The following is a 13673-nucleotide window of genomic DNA, read 5'->3' on the forward strand; positions in this document are numbered from 1 at the left end:
CACGCGAACGGCCTGCGGAAGCGCACGAAATACTCGACAAGGTACTGAGCAATGCCTGAACACAACACCACGGCGGGTATCACGCCATACCTCGAAGACGTCAGTAGCCGCAGCGATCTGGTGGACTGGGGCGTGCAGAGCGACGCCGTCGAAGGCGTCTCGTTTTCCAGTGGACGACTGCTGTTCAAGGGCCCGAACAACAGCCCGGAAGCCGGGCTCTGGGTCTGCACTCCCGGGCGCTGGCGGCTGTCGATTCCCCGCGACGAGCTGTGCCACTTCCTCGCCGGCGATGCGACGTATCGCAATGACAACGGTGAAGTGATTGAAGTCCGTGCCAATACGCTGGTGCTGTTTCCGGCGGGCTGGACGGGCGAATGCGACGTGCGGGAAACCCTGCGCAACGTCTACATGCTGGCCTGAATCTGATCCCACCCGACCTCTGTGGTCTGTAAGGCCTGTGAGGTTTGTGGCGAGGGAGCAAGCTCCTCGCCACAGAGTGATCGATGCGCCTATGAATCTGAATTTTATTGGAGAACCACTATGACCACCCCGTTTCTGTACAACCCGCTGCAAATCACCGACGTCAAGGACTGGGGCGTGATCCCGACCATGCTCGAAGGTGAATCCCACGTCTCCGGCGTGGTGCTGCACAAAGGCCCGGAAGGCCAGTCCGAGTGCGGTGTGTGGATCTGCACCCCGGGCAAATGGTTCTGCCACGTCACCAGCGACGAGTTCTGCCATTTCCTCGAAGGCCGCTGCACCTACGTCCACGAATCCGGTGAAGTGATCGAGATCAAGCCAGACACCGCAGCCTTTTTCCGCAAGGACTGGAAAGGAGTGTGCACCGTCCACGAGACGGTGAAAAAAGTCTACATGATCCGGTGAATGTCATGACTGAGACACGTGAAAGCCAGCGCGCAGCCTTTCTGGCGCGTGCCGGCTTCGCCGAGACGCCACTGATCGCGTTGCCGGCGGATGCTTCGACACGGCGCTATTTCCGTCTGAGCGGTGCAGGGTTGCTGTTGATGGATTCGCCGCCGCACAGCGAACCCATCGGGCCGTTTGTGCAGATCGCCCGCCACCTGCACGGGTTGGGACTATCCGCGCCAGCCCTATTGCAGGTCGACGAAGAAGAGGGGTTGGCGTTGATCGAAGATTTCGGTCACGACACCTATACCCGTTTGTTGGCGGCGGGGCATCCGGAAGCGGAGCTCTATCGCCTGGCGGTCGATGCGCTGGTGGCGTTGCATCGCGCACCGACAATGGCGGCCATCGCCCCTTACGATGCTGACCAGCTGAGTGGCGAGTATGCGCTGCTGATCGATTGGTACATCCCGCTATTGATCGGCAAGGACGCGGCGCTGGCATTGCGTGAACCGTTTCTGAAACTGTTCGCCGAGGCCTGCAGCGATGTCGCGCAGCGTCGCGAGGCCTTGGTGCTGCGCGACTTTCACGTCGACAACCTGATGCTGCTCGAAGGCCGTGAGGGTATCACGGCCTGCGGTCTGTTGGATTTCCAGGACGCATTGATCGGCTCGGCGGCCTACGACCTGATGTCGTTGCTCGAAGACGCCCGCCGCGATGTCCCCGAAACCTTGCGCGTGGCGTTGCTGGCGCATTACCTGATGCAACGCCCGGAGCTGAATGCGCCGCGTTTTCTCGAAGATTACCGGCGCCTTGCCGCCCAGCGCCACGCCAAGGTGCTGGGGATTTTCGTACGCCTGGCTGGGCGCGATGGCAAGCACGGTTACCTGGCGCACCTGCCGCGTACCCTGGGTCTGTTTGTCCGCGCGCTGGAGGCCGAAGATTTTGCGCCGTTGCGCGCCTGGCTGAATGCGCACGTGCCCGGCTGGCGCGATGAACTGCCGCCGGCAACCCTCGCGGCGTTGCGCGAAACCCCTTATCGATTGGTTCAAGGATCATCCAATGGCCACGTTTAACACTGACACCGCGTTACGCTTCATCCATTCCGAATTCCTGCCGCTGACCGATGCCCGCGTGCGTGAAGTCCTCGACCCGGCCACACTGCAACCGGTCGGCCAGGTCGGTGTGTGTGGCGAATTCGATGTGCAAGCCGCCGTCGATACTGCTGCCGCCGCGCAGAAACAATGGCGACTGATAGACGCGAAAAGCCGCGCCGCGCGCTTGCATCAACTGGCCAATACCATCGAACAGAACGTTGCCTGCAACCGCGAAGTCGCTCGCTTGATGACCCTGGAAATGGGCAAGCCATTCCCCGAAGCGATGGGCGAACTCGCCAACTGCGCGCCGATCTTTCGCTACTACGCGGAAATGGCCCGGGACGACGCCGGCAAGGTCGCCGGCACTACGCAGATCGGTTCGTTCCAGCATGTGCGCTATGAGCCGTATGGCGTCAGCGTGCACATCATGCCGTTCAACTTTCCGATCCTGCTGATGTGCTGGACGGTCGCTGCGTCGCTGGCGGCGGGTAACGCTTGCATCATCAAACCGGCGGAAGCCACGACCCTGTGCACGCTCAAATTCATGGAGCACTTCACTGCGCTGCTGCCGGGCCTGGTGTCTTGTGTGCCGGGTGATGCGGTGACCGCACAATTGCTGGTGCAATCCACCGGCACCCATGCCGTTGCGTTCACCGGCAGTGTGGCGGCGGGCAAAGCGGTGGCGATGGCCTGTGCCGAACAGATGAAACCGTGCGTGATCGAGGCCGGTGGCAGCGACCCGTTGATCATTTCGAAACACGCGCCGCTTGAAGTGGCTGCGGCAGGTGCGGTGACCGCTGCGTTCCACCTGAGCGGACAGATCTGTACCTCGGCTGAACGCTTCTATGTGGTCGATGAGATCCACGATGAGTTCGTCGCGAAGTTCGCCGAACGCACCCGAGCCTTGCGCATAGGTCATGGTCTGGAACATACGGAAATCGGGCCGATGGTCAGCGAAGCAGCGCGCAACAAGGTCATGCGTCTGGTCGACGACGCTCTGGCCAAAGGCGCGACGCTGGTCTGTGGCGGGCGGATTCCGCCGCAACACACCGTGGGTTGGTTCTACGAACCGACCATCCTTACCGGCGTCACCACCGACATGGCGATTCTTCAGGAAGAGTGTTTCGGGCCGGTCGCAGCGATCTGCCGTGTCAGTGATTTTGACGAAGCGGTACGCAAGGCCAACGACTCGCCATTCGGTCTGGGCGCATCGCTGTTCTCCACCGACCTTGCCGAAGCCATGGAGGCTGCCGAGCGTCTCGAAGCCGGGATGGTCTGGGTCAACAACCCACTGATCGACAACGACGCACTGCCGTTTGGCGGCTGGAAGATGTCCGGTCTGGGGCGTGAACTCGGGCGTCAGGGCCTGGAAGCGTTCCGTCGCTCGAAGATGGTCATTATCGATCACCAGCCCAAGATTCAGGACTGGTGGTATCCCTACGCCGACGACGTGTTCTATCGCGATCAGGTTTAACTCATTTGTATTCGGGAGGGTCGCAATGGGCGACAACATTTCCTGGCCAACCCTGGCGGTGATTCTCGCCGCCGGGCAGGGCACTCGCATGCATTCGCAGTTACCGAAAGTCATGCATCCAGTGGGTAATCGACCGCTGCTCGGCCACGTGCTGGCGGCGGTCGAGGCTGCCGGTATCGAGCACGTGGCGGTAGTGCTGGGCGCCGGAAGTCGCCCGGTTGCCGACTATTTGCAGCACGCCGCACCCACTGCGCGACTGTTTACTCAACACGAACAACTGGGCACGGCCCACGCATTGCTCGCGGCTCGCGCCACGCTGCTGGCCCATGAACAGGGTTGTGTGCTGGTATTGTTCGGCGATTCACCGTTGATCAGCGCGCAGACCCTGTCGCAGTTGCGTCAGGCGCTGATTGACGGCGCGGCCGTGGCGGTTGCCGGGTTTCATAGCGAAAAACCGGGGCCTTACGGGCGCTTGCTGGTGGAAGAGGGACGTTTGCTGGCGATCCGCGAAGCCAAGGATGCCAGTCCTCAGGAGCTGGACATCGACTTCTGCAATGGCGGCGTGATGGGGCTGCGTGCCGACACGTGCCTGTGGCTGCTCGAGCGTATCGGCAACCACAACGCCCAGAGCGAGTATTACCTCACCGATGCGGTGGCCGTGGCCAACAGCGCCGGGTTGCAGGTGACGGCGGTCGAGGTGGATGAAACCGACGTGCTGGGGGTCAATGATCGCGAGCAATTGCATGTGGCTGAACAGCTTTTTCAGCAGCGCCGACGTCAGGCGGTGATGCAGTCGGGCGTCAGCCTGGTGGCGGCGGACACTGTGTTTTTCAGTGCGGATACGCAACTGGCCGCGGACGTGCGCATCGAGCCTTGCGTGGTCTTTGGTCCGGGTGTGAGCGTAGGCAGCGGGGTGCGGGTCGACGCGTTCAGTCGTCTTGAGAATATCCGGCTGGAGCAGCCGCGACTTGAAGGAGTTTGCCATGCGTGACTATCAACGGCTGTACATCGGTGGCGAATGGGTCGCACCGGTACAGCGAGGCGTTTTCCAGACGTATGACCCGGGCGATGAGTCGGTGCTGGCGCAGGTCGCTGCCGCTACGGCAGAAGACATCGACCTGGCTGTCGCCGCCGCACGCCTGGCCTTCGACGAAGGCGACTGGCCGCGTTGGACTGGCTCGCAACGCGCACAAGTGCTGCGGCGAATCGCCGAGGGCATCCGTGCGCGACAGGACGAGCTGGCCGCGATTGAAGTACACGACAACGGCAAGCCGCTGCCGGAAGCGCAGTGGGACATCGCCGACACCGCCGGCTGTTTCGACTTCTATGCTGGACTCGCCGAAGGCTCGGATCAACACAGCGAACAGTCAATCAGTGTGCCGGATGAGCGCTTCAACTCCTCGGTGATCAAGGAGCCGGTAGGCGTGGTCGCCGCGATCATCCCGTGGAATTTCCCGATGCTGATGGCCTCGTGGAAAGTCGCCCCCGCGCTGGCAGCCGGCTGCACCGTGGTGCTCAAACCTTCGGAGCTGACGCCGCTGACTGCCATTGAACTGGCGCGCATTGCTGATCAGGCCGGCTTGCCGGCCGGGGTGTTGAACATCGTCAGCGGGCTAGGGCGAGAGGCGGGCGGGTCGTTGGCTGAACACCCGGGCGTGGACAAGATCGCCTTCACCGGCAGCGTGCCGACCGGGCGCAAGATCATGCAAGCCGCCGCGGCCGAGATCAAAAATATCAGCCTGGAACTGGGCGGCAAATCGCCGTTCGTGATTTTCGCCGACAGCGACCTCGACGCCGCAGTGGAATGGATYCTGTTCGGTATTTTCTGGAACCAGGGCCAGGTCTGTTCGGCCACTTCGCGGGTGTTGGTGGAGCGCGCATTGTACCCGGCGCTGCTGGAGCGTCTGATCGTGGCTACCGAGCAGATCCAGATCGGCGAGGGCTTCACCGAGGGTGTGAAGCTTGGGCCGCTGGTCAGTCAGGGGCAACTGGACAAAGTCCTCGAGGCGATTGCGGTCGGTCAGCGAGAAGGCGCGCGACTGGTTTACGGAGGGACGCGTCCGGCGCACTTGCAGAAGGGGTACTACCTGACGCCGGCGATTTTCGCCGATGTACCCGAAGACAGCTCGGTGTGGCGCGAGGAGATCTTCGGCCCGGTGGTGTGTCTGCGTGCATTTGATACCGAGGCCGAAGCGATACGCCTGGCCAATGACTCGCCGTTCGGTCTGGCGGCGGCAGTCATGTCCCGTGATATTCCACGTTGCGAACGCGTGGCTCGACGTTTTCGCGCCGGTATTGTGTGGATCAACTGCTCGCAGCCGACCTTTGTCGAAGCSCCGTGGGGCGGTTACAAGCAGAGCGGTATCGGCCGAGAGCTGGGGGAGTGGGGCTACAACAATTACCTCGAGACCAAGCAAATCACCCGGTACAACGGCGAGGCGTGGGGCTGGTATCTGAACTGAGAAAGGAGCTGTAGGAGCCGGCTGGCTGGCGATCGTGGTGCGCCAGCCAGCCGTTTTCTACTTGCTGATCTGAGAGCGGCTATTTCAGGTACCAGCCCCACGCCTGGTCACTGATGTACTCGGTGACTTGCTTCACCTCCAGGTAATTGTGCAGTCCCCATTGGCCCAACTCGCGGCCAATCCCGCTGTGTTTCATTCCGCCCCACGGSGCTTCGACRAAGGTCGGCTGCGAGCAGTTGACCCAGATGATTCCCGCCCGTAACTGGTTGGCGACGCGGGCGGTGCGTTGCAAATCAGCGCTCATTACCGCGGCGGCGAGGCCGAAGCGACTGGCGTTGGCCATTTGCACCGCTTGCTCTTCGGTCTTGAAACGCTTGATGCACAGCACCGGGCCGAACACCTCTTCGCGCCAGAGAATGCTGCTGTGTCCCGGCTCGTCGAAGATCGCCGGTTCGATGAAATACCCCTCAGACAAATGCGTCGGCCGCCGACCGCCGGTGAGCAGGCGAGCGCCGCTGGCGAGGCCTTGATCAATGAAACCAAGGACCTTGTCATGCTGGCTTTGACTGACCAGCGGGCCGAGCAGGACACCGGGTTCCATGCCCGGGCCGATACTGATCTTGCGGGTTTCCTCCACCAGTCGTTCGACCAGGCGTGGGGCGATGTTTTCCTGGACCAGCAGGCGTGACGTGGCGCTGCACACCTGGCCCTGGTTCCAGAAAATCCCGAACAGAATCCATTCCACCGCCGCCTCGACATCGGCGTCGTCGAACACGATGAAGGCTGACTTTCCGCCCAGTTCGAGGCTGATGTTCTTGATGTCGCGGGCGGCCGCCGACATGATTTTCGCCCCGGTGGGCACGCTGCCGGTAAAGGCCAGCTTGTCTACGCCGGGATGTTCGGTGAGCGGGCTGCCGGCGTCGGCACCGAGGCCGGTGACCACGTTCAATACCCCGGCGGGCAAACCGATACGGTCGGCGGCAGCGGCCAGCTCCAGTGCTGTGAGAGGCGTCAGTTCGGACGGTTTCAACACCACCGTGGCGCCTGCAGCCAAGGCCGGCGCGACTTTCCACGCCGCCATCAACAAGGGGTAGTTCCAGGGAATGATCTGCCCGGCGACACCAATCGGCTCATGACGGATACGGCAGCGAAAGCGTGCGTCCGGCAACGCCAGCGGTTGATCCTGCTGCTGATCCAGTTCGCGGGCCAGGCCGGCGTAGTAACGGAAACAACCAATGGCATCGCCGACGTCCCACTGCGCTTCGGGCAATGGTTTGCCGTTGTCACGCACTTCCAGTTCGGCCAGGGCCGCGTGGCTGTTTTCCAGTTCATCTGCCAATGCCTCCAGCCATTGCGCGCGTTCGGCGCCGGTGGTCTGGCTCCAGCCGTTATCAAAGGCTCGGCGTGCGGCGCGGACCGCGTGATCGACGTCTTCTTCGGTGCCCGCGGCTACCCGATGGAAAACGGCTTCGGTGGCCGGGTCGATGACGTCCAGATAACCGCCCAGGTCCGGGCTGACCCACTCGCCGTTGATATAAAGCTGATCACGCATGGTTTGACTCCTGGACGCCGGTACGGCGGTTTTGCAGAGAGCGGGAAGTGAATAGCAGGGCCAGCGAGGCGCAGATAATGACGGTCGAGACCGCGTTGATTTCTGGCGTTACGCCGCGGCGGATCGATGAAAAGATGTAGATCGGCAACGTCGTTTGCGAACCGGCAACGAAGAACGCAATGATGAAGTCGTCGAAGCTGAAGGTGAACGCCAGCAGGAATCCGGCCATGATTGCCGGGCTGATCTGCGGCAGGGTGACCCGCCAAAACGTTTGCATGGGTGGGGCATAGAGGTCCGCTGAAGCTTCGAGCAAGGCCTTGTCCAGCGAGTCGACGCGGCTGCGCACGATCACCATGACCAGCGCCATGGTAAACAGCGAATGCGCAGCAATCACCGTGGCAAAACCCATGTTCAGGCGCGGCACATTCGGTATCCAGCTCGCCAGCAGCGGGTTGATCAGGTCGAACAGGGTAATGAACGCAATCAACGTCGAGATACCGATGACGATGCCCGGCACGATGATCGCGCAGTAGGTCAGCGCATCGAACAGCAGGCGTACTTTTTTACCTGCGCGTTGCAGGCCGAACACGGCCAGGGTGCCAAACAAGGTGGCGATCACTGCCGACGTGAAGGCGATGAACGCACTTTGCCCCAGCGCTTCCATGATGAACGGGTTGCCGAAGGCGCGACCAAACCATTGCACCGAACAGCATTCGAAGGCCAGGCCACTGCGCCCGGCGTTGAAACTGAACAGCACGATCAACGCGATCGGCGCGTAGAGAAACAGGTATAGCGAGGTCGAATAGCTGCGCAGCCACATGTCACAACCCTCCATCGGCAGGGCGGCCGCCGTAGCGCGCCACCAGTTTCAGATACACGCCGATGATCAGCAGCATCATCGCCACCAGCGTCATTGCCAGGGCACTGCCGAACGGCCAGTTACGCGACTGCAAGAACAGGTCGACCAGCGCATTGCCAACGAAGAACACTTTGCCGCCGCCGAGAATAGCCGGAATCAGGAACTCGCCCATCAACAGGATGAACACCAGCATCACTCCGGTGATGATTCCCGGCGCGGACAGCGGCAAGGTGATCCGCCGGAAGCTCTCAAACGCGCTTGCACCGAGATCGGCAGAGGCTTCGAGCAGGCGTTTGTCGAGTTTTTCGAGGCTGACGTAAATCGGAAACACCATCAGTGGCAGGTAGCCGTAGACGATACCGATCAACACCGCCCACGGCGTGTTGATCAGCCGCACATCTTCCAGGCCAAGGCTGGCGAGCAGGGCGGGGATGCCCTTGCCGCTGAGGATGAAGATCCAGGCGTAGGTTCGGATGAGGAAACTGGTCCAGAACGGTACGATCACCAGCGTCAGCAACAGCGAGCGGTTACGGGTGACCTTGACCGCCAGAAAGTACGCCAGCGGGTAGGCCGCGATCAGGCACACCAAGGTGCCCAACGGCGCCAGCATCAGCGTGTTGCTGAATGCAGCGCTACGCGAGCCGAGGTTCAGGTAGTTGGCCAGGGTGAAGCCACCGGCGTAGCCGCCCACGGCACTGCGCTCGCCGAAACTGAAGACCAGGATGATCACCAGCGGCATCAATAACAGCAGCAGGAACCACAAGGTCGAAGGCAAGAGCATCAGCAGGGTGATCCGCCGACCGAGGCTGCGCCGTTGGCGTACCTCGATTGACAGGGCATTGCCTGGCTGCACCGTTTGCGGTTGGGCGGCAGCATTCATGGGTGACTCCTCATTGGCCATGGTCAGGCGATCAGGCGGACTTGAAACGCGCCATCAGTTCGGCGCGCGCCGGGCTGGTGAGCGTTGCGGCGGCGCCGAACTCCAGTGGGCTGAGTGCTTCGGCGGCCGGGTACATGATCGGATCGTTGAGCATCGCGGTGGGAAGCAACGCATCGACCCGTTTGTCGCCGCTCGGATAGCCGTGACTCAGCACTTCGAGCTTGTTGTGCTGCGGGTCGAGCAGGTAATTGATGAAGGCGTAGGCCGCGTCCTTGTGCTCCGAGCTTTTCGGGATGGCAAAAAAATCACTCCAGAGTTCGCCACCTTCCTTGCCCAGTTCGAACTGCATCTGCGCGTTGTCGCGGTGCAATTGCGAGGCGTCGCCGGTCCACGACATCGCGAGCCAGGCATCGCCGCTGCGCATTGACGGCTGAATGTCGGAGTTGATTGCGAACAGGTGCGGTTTGACCTCGATCAGTAGTTTTTCCGCGTCGGCCAATTCTTTTGGATCGAGGGAGTTAAAGCTGTAGCCGAAGCTTTTGAGGGCGTTGCCGATGGCGGTCAACTGGTAATCGTGAACCATCGTCCGGCCGCTGGCAGGGCCTTGGGCGGCGGCCCAGAACTCTTTCCAGCCGCTCGGCCCGTTCTTCAGTTTGCTGGAGTCGAAGAGCATGCCGGTGGTGCCCCAGTTTTTCGGCACCGCGTACACCTTGCCGTCCACGGTGCCTTGGGCCATGAATTTTTGCTGGAATGCCGAGGCATCGAAGTTGGGAATGCGCGACAGGTCCAGCGGTTCGATCAAGCCCAGACCGACGTAAGTGCTGATGGTGTAGTTGGTCGGTACCAATACGTCCCAGCCACTGCCACCGGCTTGCAACTTGGCGAGCATTTCTTCGTTGGAGCCGAACACGCTCATCGAGACGCGGGCGCCGGTGGTTTTGCCGAAGGTGTCGAGGTTTTCCTGGCTGTGGTAGTTCGGCCACGTCGCCAGTGACAGGCGATCACCCAGCTTGGCCTGTTCGGCCGCTTCTGCGTTGGACGTCAGCAGGCCGGGCATGTTGGTGGCGACCACGGCGGCGGCAATCCCCAGGCCGGTGCGGCCAAGAAATTCGCGACGACTGATCGAGCCGTTCTGCCAACTGCGCAGGGTTTTGATAAACGTCTTCTGGTCCATAGCACGCTCCACATCCGGTTGATGAATCGAGTCAATGATTTACAAAGCCATGGCCAGGCCATTGGCGTGATCCCAGCCGACGCTCACTGCTGCACCGTGTTCGAATGCATTGGCGCCGTGATCCTGCTGGCGGGGCACCCGCACGCAGACCACGCCAAAGGCCTGGGTGCGCACGCGGTATTCGGTGGAATTACCGAGGTAGATGCGGTCTTCCACGCAGCCTTGCAGCTTCACTTCACGGGCCAGTTCGGTGTGGGCGCCGGCAATGCTGATCAACTCCGGGCGCACCGCGATGCAACCGGCGGCGTCAGCGCTCAGGGCCTTGCCGGTTGGAGTCAGCGGACTGGTCAGCTCCAGGCCTTGCTCGGTACGCAGCACCACCGAATTGCCGTGCAGGTGGCGCACGGTGCCGTTGAACAAATTGGATTCGCCGATGAAGTCGGCGACGTAACGGCTGGCCGGAGCCTCGTACAGCTGTTCCGGGGTGGCCGTCTGGATGATCGAACCGTTGTGCATCACGCTGATGCTGTCACTCATCGACAGGGCTTCTTCCTGGTCGTGGGTGACCAGCACGAAGGTGATGCCGACCTCGCGCTGCAGGCGCAGCAGTTCGGATTGCATTTCCTTGCGCAACTTGCGGTCGAGCGCCGCCAGTGGTTCGTCGAGCAATAGCACGGTCGGTTTGTTGACCAGCGCCCGGGCGAGGGCGACGCGTTGCTGTTGGCCGCCGGAGAGTTCACTCGGTTTGCGCTGGCCGAAGCCGCTGAGGCGAACCATTTCCAGGGCCTCATCGGCCATGCGCAATTGGGTTTTCTTGTCCGGGCGCGGCGTGCGATAGCGCAGGCCGTAAGCGATGTTCTGCGCCACCGTCAGGTGCGGGAACAGGGCGTAATGCTGGAACACCATGTTCACCGGCCGTTCGAACGCCGGTATGCCGGCGACGTTTTTGCCGGCCAGGCGTACTTCGCCGCTGGTAGGTTGTTCGAAGCCGGCAATCATGCGCAGGGTCGTGGTTTTGCCGCAGCCCGAGCCACCGAGGAAAGAATGGAACGAGCCACGACGCACGGCGAAGTTCAGGCCGTTGACGGCCGCCACCTCGCCATAGCGTTTGACCACATTGCAGAATTCGATATCGCTTGGCTGGTTGTCATTCACGGTGCGGCTCCCCTTGCAGTGATCAATCATTGCGTCGGGAGCCAAACTAGCAATCGCGGTTTTGCGCTGTATATATCCCTTGGGGGATAGGGGCCGCTTCAAGCGGCAAGTGGCAAGTGGCACGTTACAAATTGACGGCGCGGCTACGGTTTTCTTGCAGCTTGTCGCTTGAAGCTTGAAGCTGATTTTCTGTGAGATCGCGGATAAACAGCCCGAGCAACTCGGACTGGCTGCCGATGCCGAGCTTGGCGTAGATGTTCTTGCGGTGAATCTTCACCGTGCCGGGGCTGATGCACAGTTGCTCGGCCACCGAGGCACTGGAGTGACCGCGCAGCAGCAACTGCACCACTTCCTGTTCGCGGCCGGTAAGGATGTGCGCACCGAACTGATCGAAAGCTTCGCGGATCTTGAAGTCGAGGTCTTGTGCCGGGCGCGGTTGTTGCGCCTGACGCAAGCGCCAGGCTTCGTTGACGACTTGTTCGACGACTGCCTGTGCGCACTCGATCAACTGCATTTCGTCACGACTGAACGCGCAACTGGCCGAGGAGCGCATCAGCGATAGAACGGCCATGGCGCCGTCGCCGAGTTCGACAAAAAATGCCACTTCTTCGGCCAGTCCGGTCTGCTGGTAATAAGTCAGGTAGTACTCGCCGAGGTAGAAGTGGTCGGGCGCGAACTGGCGCAAGCGCCACAGTCCCGCCGCTTGTCCACGGGTGCAGGCGAGGTAGAACGGATCGAGCAGATACGGACCGCACTGGTAGTCATCGACATACACCGCACGCTTGTCGGCGGCAAAGGTGTCGAACAGCGCCAATGGCCGGTGATTGCCTTCGTAGACGAACAGGACGAAATGATCGACCGGACACACCTGGCGCAACCAATGGCTCAACGCCGATAACCGCGCATGCCCTGCAGGCAAGTCAAGCAGGTGGGCGACACCGGTGGTCCAGAGTTTGAGTTCCTTGGGGCGCATGGCGGTTTCAGGCAGGAGTGGAGTGCGATTGGATGCACAAACTACGCCATGGTGGGTCGCGCCTTGTAGCGCGAGGCGCAAGCCGGTACGTCAGTGAAAAGACGCACCGCAACAGGGCTGGATGTTACCGAGCGCTACACGGTTGGTAGCAGAAACGATCGTATCGGCACACAGCCCTGCTCCTGCAGAGCGTCAGCGAATGGAGTTTCTTCAGAATCCCCGCGGCTGGATCAGCGTTTTTTTGCTGGACCATTCTTCAGCTAAGTCTTTGCTTCTGTTCATTAATCCCGGACAATCGCGCCCCTGTTTCGGCCAGGGCGCTGCCTGTCGGGTATTCCGACTCGTCCTGACCGGGTAGCAACTGACCGGAATGTGGAGATCCCACCGGATGAATGATCAGGCCAATAGCGTCGACAAACGCTATGTAGCGGCGGCACCAGCGACTCTTTCGAGCTGGAATCGTCATGACACCACCTGGATGCTGGGCCTGTTTGGCACGGCCATCGGGGCAGGCACGCTGTTCTTGCCTATCAACGCAGGGCTGGGCGGTTTCTGGCCGTTGCTGGTCTTGGCGGTGCTGGCGTTCCCCATGACCTTCTACGCACACCGTGGACTGACCCGTTTCGTGCTGTCCGGACGCGAAGGCGCCGACATCACCGAAGTGGTGGAAGAACACTTTGGCATCAAGGCCGGTGCGTTGATCACCTTGCTGTACTTCTTCGCGATCTTCCCGATCCTGCTGATTTACAGCGTGGCGTTGACCAACACCGTAGGCAGTTTCCTGGAGCATCAATTGCACATCACACCGCCCCCGCGCGCGGTGCTGTCGCTCGTGCTGATCCTCGGCCWGCTGGCGGTGGTGCGTTGCGGCGAGCAGGTGATCGTCAAGGCCATGAGCCTGATGGTGTATCCGTTCATCGTGGCGTTGCTGTTCCTGGCGGTGTTTCTGATTCCGCACTGGAACGGCGGCATTCTGACCACCGCCAGCACAATGCCTGAACCTTCGGCGCTGCTGAACACCTTGTGGCTGGCGATTCCGGTGATGGTGTTTTCGTTCAACCACTCGCCGATCATTTCGGCGTTTGCAGTCGATCAGAAACGCCGTTACGGCGACCACGCCGAAGAGCGCAGTTCGCAGATTCTGTCCCGCGCTCACCTGTTGATGGTGGTGATGGTGCTGTTC

General features: G+C 61.3%; 13 protein-coding genes. 7 read left to right on the plus strand and 6 right to left on the minus strand.

The window, feature by feature from the left end; genetic code table 11:
* Window positions 1-51: 51 nt before the first annotated feature.
* The 6 genes from AC1DSG_RS19130 (at window position 52) to AC1DSG_RS19155 (ending at window position 5897) form a co-directional block, all read left to right on the plus strand.
* Complete coding sequence (locus AC1DSG_RS19130) at window positions 52-420, plus strand: cupin domain-containing protein (protein ID WP_477792288.1); 369 nt, start codon at window positions 52-54, stop codon at window positions 418-420.
* Window positions 421-540: 120 nt separating this feature from the next.
* A complete protein-coding gene (locus AC1DSG_RS19135) occupies window positions 541-885 on the plus strand; it encodes a cupin domain-containing protein (protein ID WP_477792289.1) in 345 nt (114 codons plus the stop codon).
* 5 nt (window positions 886-890) lie between these two features.
* Window positions 891-1940, plus strand: coding sequence for an aminoglycoside phosphotransferase family protein (locus AC1DSG_RS19140; protein WP_477792290.1), 1050 nt, complete (start codon window positions 891-893; stop codon window positions 1938-1940).
* Window positions 1927-3435, plus strand: coding sequence for an aldehyde dehydrogenase family protein (locus AC1DSG_RS19145; protein ID WP_477792291.1), 1509 nt, complete (start codon window positions 1927-1929; stop codon window positions 3433-3435). Before AC1DSG_RS19140 ends, AC1DSG_RS19145 begins: the two co-directional genes overlap by 14 nt.
* Before the next feature lie 25 nt (window positions 3436-3460).
* Window positions 3461-4426 carry an NTP transferase domain-containing protein gene (locus AC1DSG_RS19150; RefSeq protein WP_477792292.1) on the plus strand — a complete coding sequence of 322 codons (966 nt, stop codon included), beginning with the start codon at window positions 3461-3463 and terminating at the stop codon, window positions 4424-4426.
* Window positions 4419-5897 (plus strand): aldehyde dehydrogenase family protein, encoded by a 1479-nt coding sequence (locus AC1DSG_RS19155; protein ID WP_477792293.1) that lies wholly within the window; start codon window positions 4419-4421, stop codon window positions 5895-5897. The genes AC1DSG_RS19150 and AC1DSG_RS19155 overlap by 8 nt, the downstream gene beginning before the upstream one ends.
* A 79-nt stretch (window positions 5898-5976) precedes the next feature.
* Here AC1DSG_RS19155 and AC1DSG_RS19160 read toward each other — a convergent pair whose 3' ends face one another.
* From AC1DSG_RS19160 to AC1DSG_RS19185, 6 genes are all read right to left on the minus strand, one after another.
* The gene (locus tag AC1DSG_RS19160) at window positions 5977-7449 is read right to left on the minus strand and encodes an aldehyde dehydrogenase family protein (RefSeq protein ID WP_477792294.1); all 1473 of its coding nucleotides are present in this window, start codon (window positions 7447-7449) and stop codon (window positions 5977-5979) included.
* Window positions 7442-8269 carry an ABC transporter permease gene (locus AC1DSG_RS19165; RefSeq protein WP_477792295.1) on the minus strand — a complete coding sequence of 276 codons (828 nt, stop codon included), beginning with the start codon at window positions 8267-8269 and terminating at the stop codon, window positions 7442-7444. The genes AC1DSG_RS19160 and AC1DSG_RS19165 overlap by 8 nt, the downstream gene beginning before the upstream one ends.
* A 1-nt stretch (window position 8270) precedes the next feature.
* Complete coding sequence (locus AC1DSG_RS19170) at window positions 8271-9188, minus strand: ABC transporter permease (protein WP_477792296.1); 918 nt, start codon at window positions 9186-9188, stop codon at window positions 8271-8273.
* 31 nt (window positions 9189-9219) lie between these two features.
* Complete coding sequence (locus AC1DSG_RS19175) at window positions 9220-10362, minus strand: ABC transporter substrate-binding protein (RefSeq protein ID WP_477792297.1); 1143 nt, start codon at window positions 10360-10362, stop codon at window positions 9220-9222.
* Window positions 10363-10401: 39 nt separating this feature from the next.
* Window positions 10402-11517, minus strand: a complete 1116-nt coding sequence (locus AC1DSG_RS19180; RefSeq protein WP_477792298.1) for an ABC transporter ATP-binding protein — start codon at window positions 11515-11517, stop codon at window positions 10402-10404.
* A gap of 124 nt (window positions 11518-11641) precedes the next feature.
* A complete protein-coding gene (locus tag AC1DSG_RS19185) occupies window positions 11642-12490 on the minus strand; it encodes a response regulator transcription factor (protein ID WP_477792299.1) in 849 nt (282 codons plus the stop codon).
* A 388-nt stretch (window positions 12491-12878) separates the two neighbouring features.
* Here AC1DSG_RS19185 and AC1DSG_RS19190 point away from each other — a divergent pair.
* On the plus strand, window positions 12879-13673 hold a 795-nt coding region (locus AC1DSG_RS19190), incomplete at its 3' end, for an aromatic amino acid transport family protein (RefSeq protein ID WP_477792300.1).

It is taken from the genome of Pseudomonas sp. P5_A12 (assembly GCF_056400685.1).